At 67.5% G+C, this 13,694-nt stretch carries 10 protein-coding genes; 4 read left to right on the forward strand and 6 right to left on the reverse strand.

What is annotated here, in order from left to right:
* The first annotated feature begins 56 nt into the window (after positions 1-56).
* The 3 genes from ABD230_RS03615 to ABD230_RS03625 all read left to right on the forward strand — a co-directional run bounded on the left by ABD230_RS03615 (position 57) and on the right by ABD230_RS03625 (position 3,875).
* Positions 57-1,079: a VOC family protein gene (locus ABD230_RS03615; protein ID WP_344369520.1), complete on the forward strand. Its 1,023-nt coding sequence runs from the start codon at positions 57-59 to the stop codon at positions 1,077-1,079.
* A 241-nt stretch (positions 1,080-1,320) separates the two neighbouring features.
* Positions 1,321-2,037 carry a GntR family transcriptional regulator gene (locus tag ABD230_RS03620; RefSeq protein ID WP_344369522.1) on the forward strand — a complete coding sequence of 239 codons (717 nt, stop codon included), beginning with the start codon at positions 1,321-1,323 and terminating at the stop codon, positions 2,035-2,037.
* A 173-nt stretch (positions 2,038-2,210) separates the two neighbouring features.
* Positions 2,211-3,875: an amidase family protein gene (locus tag ABD230_RS03625; protein WP_344369523.1), complete on the forward strand. Its 1,665-nt coding sequence runs from the start codon at positions 2,211-2,213 to the stop codon at positions 3,873-3,875.
* 178 nt (positions 3,876-4,053) lie between these two features.
* Here the strand turns inward: ABD230_RS03625 and ABD230_RS03630 are convergent, their stop codons facing one another.
* Together ABD230_RS03630 and ABD230_RS03635 are read right to left on the reverse strand one after the other, a co-directional pair.
* Complete coding sequence (locus tag ABD230_RS03630) at positions 4,054-4,719, reverse strand: response regulator transcription factor (protein ID WP_344369524.1); 666 nt, start codon at positions 4,717-4,719, stop codon at positions 4,054-4,056.
* Complete coding sequence (locus ABD230_RS03635) at positions 4,716-5,897, reverse strand: sensor histidine kinase (RefSeq protein ID WP_344369525.1); 1,182 nt, start codon at positions 5,895-5,897, stop codon at positions 4,716-4,718. Before ABD230_RS03635 ends, ABD230_RS03630 begins: the two co-directional genes overlap by 4 nt.
* Positions 5,898-6,299: 402 nt before the next feature.
* Between ABD230_RS03635 and ABD230_RS03640 the strand changes: the two genes are divergently transcribed.
* Positions 6,300-9,566 (forward strand): glycosyl hydrolase, encoded by a 3,267-nt coding sequence (locus ABD230_RS03640; protein WP_344369526.1) that lies wholly within the window; start codon positions 6,300-6,302, stop codon positions 9,564-9,566.
* An 81-nt stretch (positions 9,567-9,647) separates the two neighbouring features.
* Here ABD230_RS03640 and ABD230_RS03645 read toward each other — a convergent pair whose 3' ends face one another.
* The 4 genes from ABD230_RS03645 to ABD230_RS03660 form a co-directional block, all read right to left on the reverse strand.
* A complete protein-coding gene (locus tag ABD230_RS03645; protein WP_344370111.1) occupies positions 9,648-10,565 on the reverse strand; it encodes a bifunctional methylenetetrahydrofolate dehydrogenase/methenyltetrahydrofolate cyclohydrolase in 918 nt (305 codons plus the stop codon).
* Between the two features lie 17 nt (positions 10,566-10,582).
* A complete protein-coding gene (locus ABD230_RS03650) occupies positions 10,583-11,698 on the reverse strand; it encodes an aminomethyl transferase family protein (protein WP_344369528.1) in 1,116 nt (371 codons plus the stop codon).
* 18 nt (positions 11,699-11,716) lie between these two features.
* Positions 11,717-12,592, reverse strand: a complete 876-nt coding sequence (gene purU / locus ABD230_RS03655; protein ID WP_344369529.1) for a formyltetrahydrofolate deformylase — start codon at positions 12,590-12,592, stop codon at positions 11,717-11,719.
* Positions 12,593-12,716: 124 nt separating this feature from the next.
* Complete coding sequence (locus ABD230_RS03660; RefSeq protein ID WP_344369531.1) at positions 12,717-13,613, reverse strand: EamA family transporter; 897 nt, start codon at positions 13,611-13,613, stop codon at positions 12,717-12,719.
* Positions 13,614-13,694: the final 81 nt, after the last annotated feature.

A 13,694-nucleotide genomic window follows, 5' to 3' on the forward strand; every position in this document is an offset into this window, starting at 1 on the left:
TGGACGGCACGAGAACCAGGCGGTCGCCAGCACCGCACACGACCGAAGGATCGACGATGATCAAGCTCCTCTCCCATCTCTCGTACCTCGAGCTCGCCTCGCCCGACGTCGAGGCCTCCGTCCGCTTCTACGAGGAGCAGGTCGGGCTTCGGGTGCAGTCCCGCGCGAACGGCAAGGTCTACCTGCGCTCGTGGGGCGACTACTACAACTACTCGCTCGTCATCGCCGAGGGCGCGGAGCCGGCGCTCAACGTCATGGCGTGGCGCACCTCGAACCCCGAGGCGCTCGACGAGGCCGCGAAGCGCGTCGAGGACGCCGGCGTCACCGGCGAGTGGATCGCCGAGGGCCACGGCCACGGCCGCTCCTACCGCTTCACCGGCCCGTGGGGCCACACCATGGAGCTGTTCTGGGACGTCGAGAAGTACGAGGCGCCCGAGGAGCTGAAGTCGATCTTCCCCGACCGCCCCGAGAAGCGCACCTCGCACGCGGTCGGCCCCCGCCAGCTCGACCACGTGACCGTCGCCTCCTCCGACGTGCGCGCGTTCACCGAGTGGTACCGCGACGTCCTCGGCTTCCGCATCATGGCCTATACCACGCTCGACGAAGCCCCCGTCACGGTGTTCGGCGTGATCACCACCAACGAGAAGTCGCACGACCTCGGCGTGGTGCTCGACAGCTCCGACCGCCCCGGCCGCGTGAACCACTTCGCGTTCTGGGTCGACTCCCGCGAGGAGCTCCTGCAGGCCGCCGACGTGCTCATGGAGAACGGCACCGACATCGAGTACGGCCCGTCGATCCACGGCGTCGGCGAGCAGAGCTTCCTCTACTTCCGCGAGCCGAGCGGCATGCGCGTCGAGTGGAACACGGGCGGCTACCGCAACTACGTCCCCGACTGGGAGCCCGGCGAGTGGAAGCCGTCGACCGGCTCGAACAGCATCTACCGCAACGGCGCCATGCCCATGTCGATGACCGAGTCCTTCCCGCCGGACCCCGGCAAGCCCACCGCCACCGAGGAGGGCATCGTCCCCGGCACCGAGGAGGCGATCCTCAACCCCTACGCGGTCCAGGGTCGCGGCTGAATCGTTCGGACCGGGATCGGGTCCTCCCTTTCGCCTATCCCGGTCCGATCGCAGCAACGACGACGGGCGTCGCACGTGTGGAGCGTGCGGCGCCCGTCGTCGTGTCCGGGCCTGGGGCACCGCCGGAGAGCCGCGAGAGACCCGGGTCCGGATCGTGCCGGTCGCCGGCATGGACACGCAGCGCAACGCACCGGACGGGGCCGACGAGTCGCCACATACCCTTTGAACGGAGGCGAGTGGCATGCATGATGACCGTCGACGGGATGCTGAAGTCAACCGCACCCGGGACCTACTGGAGTGGGATATCGCGGACGGCAATTTCGGCCACTCCGTCATGCCCGCCGAGTCGGAGCTCACGCGGCGATACGACGTGAGTCGCAACGTCGTGCGCGCTGCGCTCGCAGAACTCGTCGCGATCGGCCGGGTCGAGCGCGTGCAGGGGCGCGGCACCGTGTTCCGTGCGATTCCGATCCCGCAGCAGGTCGGCGACAACGTGCTGATCGGAGCGAGCGCACGCACGGGAGGGCATCTGCTGGATCAGCGGGTCCGCCTCACGCCCCCGACTCTCATGCCCCACTTCGGTTTCACCGAGCCGACCCGCGGACTTCACACACGTTGGGTTTCGACGACCGCGCTGGGACCGCTCGAGTACGCGAGTTGCTTCGTGCCCGCATACCGGCGTGACGACGTGGCATTCGATGAGTTCGGTGGAGATCTCTTCCGCTTCCTGGCGCTGCAGGGACACGTTCCGGCGTTCGCGACCGCGGACACGTTCGCGGCAGCAGCGGATGCGTTCACGGCACGCGCACTCGGCATCGAGCCCGGACAGCCGGTGTTCGTGGTCCAGGGGTTCCAGCGGGACGGCGATGGCCGCGCGGTGAGTGCAGGCACGCACACCTTCCACGCGGCACGGGTTCGGATGCGCATCACGCCGTCGGCCCCCTCGCCACGCGCCTGAGCCTCGTCTCTCGGGAATCGGGGGTGGCGATTCCCGCCGGTGCCCTCGCCACTGCGCGGGTCGGGGTGGCGTAACTTCGACGACGCTGCCGCGCAACAGTCGCGGTCGTGCTCGTGCTCTACCGTCGTCCCGCCCGGCACCGGGAACACCAACGAATGGAAGAGGAATCGATCATGACCACAGTGTCACCACCGCGCATGCGCCGCCGTGTCATGGCGGCAAGTGCCGCCACGCTCTCGCTCGCGCTCGCCCTGACGGCGGGCGCCGCAGCCGAAGCGGCGAAGCCTGCCGAGAAGTGGACCACCGCGGACCTCAACGACGCGACCGTTGCGTCCCTCGGAGCCGCGCTCGAAGCGGGGGAGCTGACGTCCGTCGAACTCGCCGGCCTGTATGTCGAGCGGATCGAGGCGATGAACTCGTCCGGCCCTGGCCTCAACGCGGTGCGAACGCTCAGCCCCGACTGGAAGAAGCAGGCCCAGGAGGCCGACAAGCGCCGTGCGCACGGCGAGACCGGCCCCCTCCTGGGCATCCCGGTCCTCATCAAGGACAACACCGACGTCGAGGGACTGCCGACCACTGCCGGCTCGCTGATCCTCGCCGACTCCTACCCGTCGCAGGACGCTCCCGCCGTCGAGGGCTTGCGGGAAGCCGGTGCGGTCATCCTCGGCAAGACGAACCTGTTGGAGTTCTCGGGGAAGATCTCCGGACTGGCCGCGAATGGCTACAGCTCGCTCGGTGGCAAGACCCTCGACCCGTACGACGTGTCCATCGACTACGTCGGATCCAGCACGGGCTCGGCGTCGGCGACGGCCGCAGGCCTCGCCGCCGCGACGGTCGGCACCGACACGGGTGGGTCGCTGATGTACCCGGCGCTCCAGAGCTCGCTCGTCACGATCCGCCCCACGCGCGGACTCGTGAGTCGGACCGGCGTCGTGCCCCTGTCGCTGGGGCGCGATGCGGTCGGACCCATGACGCGCACCGTCACCGACACCGCGACGATGCTCACCGCCCTCGTCACCGGACCGGACGATGGCGACGCCGCGACTGCGGGCACTGAGGACTACGCCGGCTTCGACTATGCCGGTGCGCTGTCGGCGACCTCGCTCGAGGGCGCGCGCATCGGCATCCCCACCGGCGCGCTCGAGGCCTCCGGCTACTTCGACGGGATGACGGCGGACGAGACGGCCCTGTGGCAGGAAGGCATCGCCGAACTCGAGCGTCAGGGCGCGACGATCGTCGACGTCTCTGACGAGACGATCCCGGTGATGTTCATGGACAGCCTGGTCTCGAACCCGGCCGGCGCGTGGGTGAGCGAGCGGGCCATGAACGCCTACTTCGACCGTCTCCCTGGCGACGCTCCCATCCAGTCCTACAAGGAGATGGCGGCTGCGGTCGCCGAGACGCCGGAGATGACCCGGTACGCCACCCCGACCTTCACGTTCGTGGACGATGACGCGGACATCGCCGAACTCGAGCAGCAGAACGCGGCATACGAGGTCGAGAACGCGGCGGTCAACCTCACGCCGATCGAGGACGCGCGCGACACGTACGACCTGGATGCGATGCTCTTCCCCGGCGTCACGAGCGACTATGTCTCGGGCGGGGGCGGGCTGCCCACCGTCGAGTTCCCGATCGGCTACACGGCCAGTGATCACAACCCGTACGGCATGGCACTCCTCGGAGTGGAGCCGTACTCGGAGGCACAGATCCTGTCCTACGCGTACGACTACGAGCAGGCGACCCAGCACTGGGAATCCCCCTTCGAGGTGAACCCGACGCTGTTCTACTGCGTCGACGAGGTGGGCGACAGCACCGCTGACGAGTACTGCGCTCCCTGACCCGCAGCCTCCCTGGGCCTCACGGTCGGAGCACCGCCTTCGACCGTGAGGCTCTCATCGTCGCCATCGGGACCGCAGCCGACGGCGCCACGGCCCTGACAGGACCCGCCGCGCTCACGCGCGCCGCACTTCGGCGGGCTGTTCGCGGCAGTTCGTTGGATGCCCGCTTCCGCTCATCTCAGGAACCCAGTCCGATGCGATGGAGCAATGCGACCAATTGCGCGCGGTCATGGATGCTCAGCTTCCGCATCGCGTTCCGGACGTGGGTCTTGGCCGTCGCGGACGAGATGGAAAGCCGTCGACCGATGTCCTCGTTCGAGAGCCCGAGCGCGACGAGCTTGACGACGTCGAACTCCCTCGGCGTGAGTTCGCCGAGACCCGACGGGCTGTCACCGCCGCCGGGATGAAGCTGACCCGTGTCGCTCGAGATCGCGCGTGCGGCTCGTGCGGAGAGCGCGGTCCGGCCGTCGCGTACGGCATGGATCGCGTCGATGAGCGCCGCCGTGGATGCGCCCTTGCCGATGAATCCATCCGCGCCCGCACCCATGCATGCACGCACCACGTCGTCGTCCTCGAAGGTGGTGAGGATCAGGACGCGTGTTCGGGTGAGGCCGCGAGCCGCCTTGATGCGCTTCGTCGCGTCCGGGCCGGCGAGCCCCGGCATCCGAACGTCCATGATCACGACGTCGGGCTTCAGGCGCGCCGCCAGTTCGACGGCCTCGAATCCGTTGCGTGCCTGCGCGATGACGTCGATACCGTCGTCTCGAGCGAGGAGCGCGCACAGTGCCTCGCGAATGAGATCCTGATCATCCGCCACCAGCAGAGTCACGGGCTGGGACGTCATCGTGCCTCCACCGGAATGCGAACCGTCAACTCGAACTCGCCGTGCTCGACGGAGACCGTCGCGGTCCCACCGAGCGCCGCCGCCCGCTCTCGGATGCCGAGCAGTCCGAGTCCGGTCGACGCTCGATCGTTCTGGCCGACTCCGACAGGATTCGACACCCGGATCAGCAGCCCCTTCGCATCCGACGAGACGGTCACCTGCGCCGGACGATTCGCCTCCCCGTGCTTGTACGCGTTGACCATCGCCTCCTCGAGGATGCGATAGACGGCCTCATCGACGCCGGGAGCGAGCGTCGGGAGGTCGGCATCGATCCTGACCTCCAACGGAAGGCCGCCCGCCTCCAGCGTGTCGATGAGGTGGTGCAGCCCTTCGATGCGGACCGACCTCACGGGCTCGTCTCCGGGTGAGTTCCGGAGTTCCTTCAGCAACTCGCCGATCTCTGCGAGGATCCGCCCAGCACTCGCTTCTATGACCGCCAAGGACGCCAGCGCACCCCTCGGATCCTCGAACACCGCGCGGCTCGCGGCACCAGCCTGGAGATTGATCACCGCGACCTGATGACCGACGACATCGTGCAGTTCGCGCGCGGTGTCGAGGCGATGCTCCGCCACCCTGGCGGCCGCGAGCGCTTCCCGAGTCCGCTCCGCCTCCTCCGCCCGCCGTTGCGTCGCATTCAGCAGCCGCCGCCGCGTATACGTCACCTGCCCGGCCGCGAGCGCCACGGCCAACGCCGCGGTGACACCGACGGGGAAGACGTTCAGCAGAGTGGTACCTCGTGCCACCAGAGCCGTCACGATGAGAATGACGTCGACTCCGGCGGCCGTGGCGACTGCGATTCGCATCGGGACCACCGAACAGACCGCGTACGCGGCGAAGGGGAGCGCCGCCAACAGGCCGAGACCCGGGTATGGCGCAGGCGTGTCGATCGTGTAGGCGAGGTTCACCGGGACCACGACCGCGAGAAACGCCCAGGGCTTCGAGGTGCGCAGGAACACGGACGCGATGGTCAGCGCGACGGCCGCGAGCGCCCAGGCATCGACCGGGAAGAGGGTGACGTACCCTTCGACGAGTCGGAAGAACGTGAAGCACAGGATCACGCCCTGGACCGCGAGCGTGCCGGCCCACCAGGTGAACGTCCTCGACACGCGCGACGCGGGAGCTGTGGCTTCATCGGACACTCGCGAAGCGTATCCGGTCGCACTACTCGCAGCGCTCACTCCGAGTGGAGATCTACCCCAGATGAGGTAGATCACTCCTACCACGATCGGGGTATTTCCGATGGACCCCAGGTCGCGGGCATCCGGTGATCGTTCGTGGGATTCCCAGCGATGACGGCGCGAGGCAGTCGCCCGACGAATCATGTCGGCGGGCACTGCGAGTTGCTGCCGTCTTGACGCCGGAGTCGCACGAATCTAGCTTCCGGATGCGGCTTTGAACGTTTCATGAAGCCGGGGGTGCCCACCGCGCAACACCGGTCACCCACGACACACACCGCTCGAAGGAGAGAGATGTCCAAGGATCCACGCCGACGGAGGACGCTGCAGGTCGGAGTCGTCGGAATCGCAAGTTTCGCGCTGGTCGTGAGCGCCGCGGCAACCGGCGCCTCGGCGACGGTCGAAGCGGCGCGCAACGCGCCGGCCGCATCGATGTCGGACTCCGCGTTCGCACGGGAACTGGAGAGCAAGTACGTCGACCCGGACCGCATCTACAGCACCGACGTCCGATGGTGGCTCGGTGAGGCGTCCCACACCGATGAGACCCTGCTGGAGGAGATCCAGGCGCTGTACGACGGCGGGTTCCGCGGGGTCGAGCTCGCGATGCAGAGCGATGGCGCCGCGGCCGACGCCGACTACGCCTACGGTTCGGACATGTGGGCCCACAAGTGGAGCCTGATGATGAACAAGCTGCTCGATCTCGGCATGAGCGTCTACCTCACGTCGGGAACGCACTGGGCGACCTCGAACGTACCCGGGCTGGATCCGACCAGCCAAGCCGCGATGCAGAACCTGACGCTCGGCACGAGCACGGTGGCGGCGGGACAGACGCTGTCCGCGCTCCCGGCGCCGGCGGCGAGTGCCCAGCGGGCGGGGGCGACCTTCGTCACCGCCTACGCGTACAAGGTGGTGGACGGGAACGCCGTCGATCCGGACAGCTTCGTCGATCTGGAGTCGCAGGTCAGCCAGGGGGCGGACGTGTGGACCCAGAGCCTGGATTGGTCGGCTCCCGACGACGGCACGTACCGCGTGTTCGCGCTGTGGACGCAAGGAACGTTCCAGACCTCGAGCCCGGCGACGGAGCCGAGCTACGCGACGAACTACTTCGACGAGCGCGGCGTCGAAGCGCTGCGGACGTTCTGGGAGGAGCACTACCTGAGCGACGCCGACCTCCGAGAGAAGATCCTCGATGGCGACGTGCAGCTCTTCATGGACTCGCTCGAGATGAGCACCGGCACCGGCTTCACGTGGTGGGCCGAGGACATGGCCGAGGAGTTCGAGGCACGCAAGGGGTACGACATCGTGCCCCATCTGTTCCTGATCAGCGGCGTCGCCGCAACCCCGGACATCCCCTATCACGACGTCGGCGACACGGGAACATACCGGCTCGATGGTGAGGATGAGCGGCGCCAGGGGATCATCAACGACTACCAGGACGTCCTCACGCAGCTCTACATGGAGCGCATGCTGACGCCGCTGAAGGAGTGGCTGAACTCCGTCGGCATCGAGACGCGAGCCCAGATCTCGTATGGCAAGCCGATCGAGATGTCTGAGCCCATCATGGCCGTCGACTACCCGGAGGCTGAGAACTACAACCAGTACGACCAGGTCGATATCTTCCGGCTGTGGACCGGTGGCGCGAAGCTCGAGAACAAGGTGCTCTCGAGTGAGACGGGGGCGCAGCAGCCGCCGTTCAACGCGACCTCGCAGCTGCTCCTCCGTGATGCGTACTCGCAGTTCGCCGCCGGCTTCCAGCGCACGATCTGGCACGTGTGGAGTGCAGGGTACGGCTACGGCAACTACAGCTGGCCCGGCTACACCACGCTCGGAGGTCATACCGGATTCCACTACCCGGGCACGCGTCATCCGAGCTCGGCCGACTACGACGAGTTCAACGCGCATCTCGGCCGCGTGCAGCAGCTCATGCAGACCGGGAAGGCTCGTACGGATGTCGGGTTCATCAAGCAGGACTGGGTCCACGGTGTCGCGTACCTCACCGACATCGGGGACGACAACACCCGCATGAACTGGCAGTACGCGCATCAGGGCGTGTACTACCGGTCGACGGAGCTGCAGGACAACGGCTACACCTACGACTACTTCAGCCCGGACTTCCTGTTCGACGACGACGTGTCCTTCAACGAGGAGACCAAGACGATCGAGCAGGCCGGCTACAAGGCGATCGTGCTCTACCAGGACTGGCTGGACGTCGCTGCGGCCGAGCGGATCCTGGACTGGGCGAAGCAGGGGCTGCGGGTCGTCTTCCTCGAGGATGCGGCGTCGAAGACCCCGTTCAACGACGGCCGGACCGCGGAGCTCGAGGCGCTGGTCGATGAGCTCAAGGCGCTGCCGACGGTGCGCACGGCGAGCGTCGCCGACGACATCGACTACTTCAGCGCCGAAGCGGGCGGCTACGAGGACGACGTCCTCGAGAAGCTGCACGAGCTCGGCGTGGAGCCCACGGTCGGTTACTCCGAGGAGAACCACCAGCTGCTGACGCAGACGCGTCAGGACGCCGACGGCAACGAGTACGTCTACGTGTACAACTACTGCCCGAACGACTACCACGACAAGAGCCACAAGGAGGAGATCCGAAGCCTGGATCACGGCACGAACATCAAGACCGACATCGTGAAGGACGGACTCTTCATTCCGTACACGATCGATGCATGGTCGGGCGAAGTGATCCAGCTCGCCGACTACCGATGGGAGGATGGCAAGACCGTGGTCGGCGTCGACCTCGACTACAACAACATCGAGTTGCTGGCGTTCGAGAAGGTGGACGACGAACAGGTTCACATCGTTTCCACCAACGCCGACTCCGCGTACGCGGTGCCCGGCGGGGTCGTCGTGCGGACGACCGAGAGCGGCAATATCCGCACGGAGTTGAGCAACGGGAAGCAGTTCCAGCGCTCCGTGCACGTTCCGGAGGCGTACGACATCACGGACTGGGACCTGACGGTTCAGTCGTGGCGTCCGAACGACACCGCCGGAGATCTCGTCCGAACGGAGACGATCGACGGGTTGACCACCATCAACCGGAAGACCTCCACGGTCGCGACTCCGATCGAGGTCGAACTTGAGACGCTGACGACGTGGAACAACATCCCTGAGATCGGCAAGGCCGTCTCCGGCACCGGGCGCTACGAAGCCACGTTCGACTGGAAGGCGAACAAGGCGAGCGGAGCGTACCTCGACTTCGGCGACACGCTGGAATCGAGCATGAAGGTATGGATCAACGGCCAGAAGGTCGGCGGTGACGTCAGCACCAACCCGACGAAGGTCCGACAGGACGTCGGCGGCGTCGGCAAGGCGACCATCGACGACGGGACGGGCAACCAGGTTCCACTCGTCGGAAAGGACCTCTACTCGGGCGGTGTCAGCTGGACCAAGCCGATCGTGGACGTCAGCGAGTACCTCGTCGATGGCGAGAACGACATCGTCATCGAGTACAACTCGGTGCTTGCGAACGTCCAACTCGATCGAGGGGTGATCACTGAGCAGACCCCGTTGGTCCGACGCCGTGACACGCGCTGGTGGGGCAACGACCAGGTGTACCTGGACTTCGGCCCCGAGCAGGCACAGCTCGTTCCCTTCGTCGACGTCGAGTACAAGGCGAAGCCGAAGGACTGACCCGTCACAGTCTGAGGCGCGTGATGTCCCCCGGTCGTGCGACCGGGGGACATCGCGTCACCCCTCAGTTCCGGGTGACCGTCATCGCAACGCCACGTGCGGATCGCCGGCAGCCGATCGGTGCGAGCGCTCGGCCATCTGGACGACGTTCGCGACGAGCATCGCGCGTGTCATCGGGCCAACCCCACCAGGGTTCGGCGAGAGCCATCCCGCCACTTCGGCGACGCCCGGGTCCACGTCCCCAGCCAGCCGCGCCTTCCCCGTGCTCGTCGTGCCGACCCTCGTCACGCCGACATCCAGCACCGCCGCACCAGGCTTGATCCACTCGGGCCGGATCAGGTGCGGACGTCCGACCGCGGCGATCACGATGTCGGCACGACGAACCTCCTCGCCCAGGTCGGGTGTGCGTGAGTGCGCGATCGACACGGTGGCATCGATCCCCTTCTGGCTGAGGATCAGTCCGAGTGGTCGACCGACCGTGATGCCACGACCCACGACCGTCACCCTCCTGCCCTCGAGCTCGACCCCATTGCGGGTCAGCAGCTCGACGATGCCGACGGGCGTGCACGGAAGCGGCGAGTCGACGCCGGCGCGGTCGACGCCGAGGACGAGACGCCCGAGATTCATCGGATGCAGTCCGTCGGCGTCCTTTCGGGGGTCGATGGCTTCCAGGATGCGCTGCTCGTCGATGCCCGTGGGCAGCGGGAGTTGGACGATGAATCCCGTGACAGTGGGATCACGGTTGAAGCGCTCGACGGCAGCTTCGATATCGTCGACCGTCGAATCGGCCGGGAGCTCGATCGAGGCGGAGACCACGCCGACCTCCGCGCAGTCGCGGTGCTTGCCGAGGACGTACGACCGCGACGCAGAGTTGTCGCCGATCAGGATCGTCCCGAGCCCGGGAACCACGCCTTCCCTCGAGAGGTCGTCCACGCGCCGTCGGAGGTCGTTCTTGACGTCCGCCGCGGCGGCGATGCCATCGAGGATCCGTGCCGTCATCGTGTTCACGACGCCCGTCAGGCCTTCACGCGCGAGCGTTCGGGGTCGTAGACGGGAGTGCGCAGCACTTCCGCGTCGTCTGACGTTGCGGCTCCGTCGCTCACGATCGACAGGCGGGTGCCGATCGCGTTGAACGGCCGTTCGACACGCGCGAGCCCGAGGGAGCGCCCGCCGAGCGCGGGCGAGGCGGTGGCGGCTGTGACCCGCCCCACCTCGGCGCCGTCGACGACGAGCGCCGCACCGTCGAGCTGCGCGACGGGCGCCTCGCTGACGATGCTCACGAGCCGCCTCGACGAGTTCGCCTTCGCCTCCGCGAGTGGCGTCCGCGCCCACAGCTCCTCCTTGCCGAAGTCCACCGTCCAGCCGAGGCCGCACTCGAACGGCGAGACGGTCCGGTCGTACTCCAGACCACCGATCACCATGCCCGCCTCGATGCGCGCGACGAGGATCCCGGTCATGCCCATCATCACGACGTCCAGGTCCTGCTGCCCGAGGATCGCGTCCCACAGCGCATCGGCGTTCTCACGCGCGACCATGATCTCGAAGCCGAGCTCCGCGGTGAAGCCGAGCCGAAGGAGGGTGGCGGGGACTCCCGCGACCTCGACGCCGGTGAGCGTCTCGTAGTAGGGCAGGCCCGAGCCCGACACATCAGCGGAGGTCAGGCGCTGCAGCAGGTCGCGACTGCGCGGGCCCTGGAGCGACGCCACCGCGATCTCAGCGCGGCGGTCGACGACCGACGTGCCCGCGGGCGCGGCGGACCGCAACCGCGCTTCGGTGAGTGGATCTCCGCCGAACACGAGCACTTGCTCGTCTGAGAGTTTCACGGCTGTGACGTCTTCGATCATCAGACCGTCTGCATCGACCACCACCCCATACAGCACACGGCCGACCGGCGCGGCGGCGACGTTTCGCGAGAATGCGGCGTCGAGCGCGGCGACTGCATCCGGCCCCTCGATGTACCACTTGCGGATGGTGGACCACTCCAGGGCGACGACGTTCTCGCGCAGCGCGGCGTATTCGGCTTCGGGGTCGCCGTAGTCCATGGCGAAGGCCATCCCGAAGGAGTCCTCCCACTCCGACACACGGTCGGCGAAGCGCGCGGTGGTTGGGCTCGACTCGAGTCCGATTGGCATGGGCATGGGTTCTTCTCCTTACTCGAAGACGATGGTGTGGTTGCCGTGGCGGATGACGCGGTCCTCGGCATGCCACTGCACAGCGCGGGACAGGACTTCACGCTCCACGTACGCGCCGCGAGCCTGAAGGTCGGCCGCAGTCATCGCATGGTCGACGCGGGTGACGTCCTGCTCGATGATGGGCCCCTCATCGAGGTCCTTCGTGACGTAGTGGCTGGTCGCGCCGATGAGCTTCACGCCGCGTTCCTTGGCCTTGCGGTACGGGGCAGCGCCGATGAAGGCGGGCAGGAACGAGTGGTGGATGTTGATCACCGGCACCCCGACCTCCTCCAGGAATCCGTCCGAGAGGATCTGCATGTAGCGGGCCAGGACCACGAAGTCCACGTTGCCCTTCAGCAGCTCCACGATCTTCGCCTCGGCCTCGGACTTGTCCGGCCCCTGCGAGGGGACGTGGAAGAACGGGATGCCGAACGAGCGCACGTCCTCGGCGGTGTTGGTGTGATTGGAGACCACCATGGGGATCGTCACCGGGAGTTCGCCGCGGCGGTGACGCCACAGCAGATCGAGCAGGCAGTGGTCGCTCGTCGAGGCGAGGACCGCCATCCGCTTCGGGGCCGATCGGTCCGTGAGCGTCCACGCCATCCCGTACGGAGCGAGCGTCTTGTCGAGGTCAGCCTCGATGGCGGGCATCGCTGCGTGCAGATCAGGTCGATCGAACACGACCCGCTGGAAGAAGGCACCCCCCTCGGGGTTGTCCGAGTACTGGTCGAGCGTGACGATGTTGCCCTGGTGACGGGTGACGAGCCCGGTCACCACTGCGACCAGCCCCGGCTGGTCCGGACCGTGCACGATCAGGCAGGCTTCGCCGTGACGGGGGTCGGTCTGCGGTGGCATCGAGCGTCTCCTCTGATCGGTGTGACTTACGAACGTACGTTAGGTAGCTCTATCTAGCCACAGGATTGTTTCGACGGAGTTACGTCGACCCCGCTCGCCTGGCACACCGCGTTCCGATCGCTGTTCAGGGCCGGACCGCGGCGAGGGAGGGCGGTAGCCCCGGAGACCGCGACGCCCACAGCACACCCGCGATCACCAGTGCACCTGCCGAAAGGTCGAACGGATGCGGCACCTCGCCGAGAACGAGCCAGGACGACAGCATGCCGACGACCGGCACGAGCATCGAGAACGGCGCGACTCGGCTGGACGGATGCCGGCCGAGGAGGGACGCCCACAGCGCGTAGGCGACGACGCTCGAGAAGCCGACCACGTAGAGCAGTCCGAGCACCGGGAGGACCGCCTCAGGGGTCACGATCGTCGCGAACGAGGCACCGATGCGCTCGGAGCCCTCGATCGCCCACGAGAGCAGCGCCAGCGGGATCGGGGGAACCACCGACCACCACATGGTGAGCCGGAACGCATCGGACGCCGCGGCCACCCGCGTCGCGACATTCCCCAGCGCCCACCCGGCGGCGCCGCACAGCACGAGGATCGTCGGGAGCACGGCGCTGACCATCCCCTGACGCAGCACGACGGCAGCAAGCCCCACGACCGACACCCCGACGCCGACGGCCTGCCAGGGCGAGAGGCGCTCGCGAAGGCCGACCGCGGCGAACACGATGGTCAGCGGCGCCGAAGCCTGGATGACGACCGACGCGAGCCCGGCCGGCATGCCGGCGGCGATGCCGGCGTAGAGGAACGAGAACTGGACGATGCCCAGCGTCGCGCCGATCGCGACGACCAGCTTCCAGGACACGCGCGGACGCGGGACGAACATCAGTGCCGGGATCGCGATGAGCGTGAAGCGCAGCGCCGCCATCAGGATCGGAGGGAACTGCTGGAGCGCGAACGCCGTCGCCGGGAAGTTGAGGCCCCACAGTGCCACGACCAGGAGGGCGACGGAGCAATCGCGCCGGTTCATGTCGGGGTCGCTTTCGTTCTCGTGGGCGTGGCACCGGCCGCGCCGCTGCGATGCAGCGACGCGGCCGGACGTCGGGGCGGA

Source organism: Agromyces tropicus (assembly GCF_039531345.1).
In the GTDB taxonomy this organism is placed as follows: domain Bacteria; phylum Actinomycetota; class Actinomycetes; order Actinomycetales; family Microbacteriaceae; genus Agromyces; species Agromyces tropicus.

Bases quoted from the DNA above. Each gene is read 5' to 3' on its own strand.
- purU (WP_344369529.1), bottom strand. From the start codon at position 12,592: ATGCCACCGCAGACCGACCCCCGTCACGGCGAAGCCTGCCTGATCGTG.
- ABD230_RS03625 (WP_344369523.1), top strand. From the start codon at position 2,211: ATGACCACAGTGTCACCACCGCGCATGCGCCGCCGTGTCATGGCGGCA.
- ABD230_RS03620 (WP_344369522.1), top strand. From the start codon at position 1,321: ATGCATGATGACCGTCGACGGGATGCTGAAGTCAACCGCACCCGGGAC.
- ABD230_RS03615 (WP_344369520.1), top strand. From the start codon at position 57: ATGATCAAGCTCCTCTCCCATCTCTCGTACCTCGAGCTCGCCTCGCCC.
- ABD230_RS03645 (WP_344370111.1), bottom strand. From the start codon at position 10,565: ATGACGGCACGGATCCTCGATGGCATCGCCGCCGCGGCGGACGTCAAG.
- ABD230_RS03660 (WP_344369531.1), bottom strand. From the start codon at position 13,613: ATGAACCGGCGCGATTGCTCCGTCGCCCTCCTGGTCGTGGCACTGTGG.
- ABD230_RS03630 (WP_344369524.1), bottom strand. From the start codon at position 4,719: ATGACGTCCCAGCCCGTGACTCTGCTGGTGGCGGATGATCAGGATCTC.
- ABD230_RS03650 (WP_344369528.1), bottom strand. From the start codon at position 11,698: ATGCCAATCGGACTCGAGTCGAGCCCAACCACCGCGCGCTTCGCCGAC.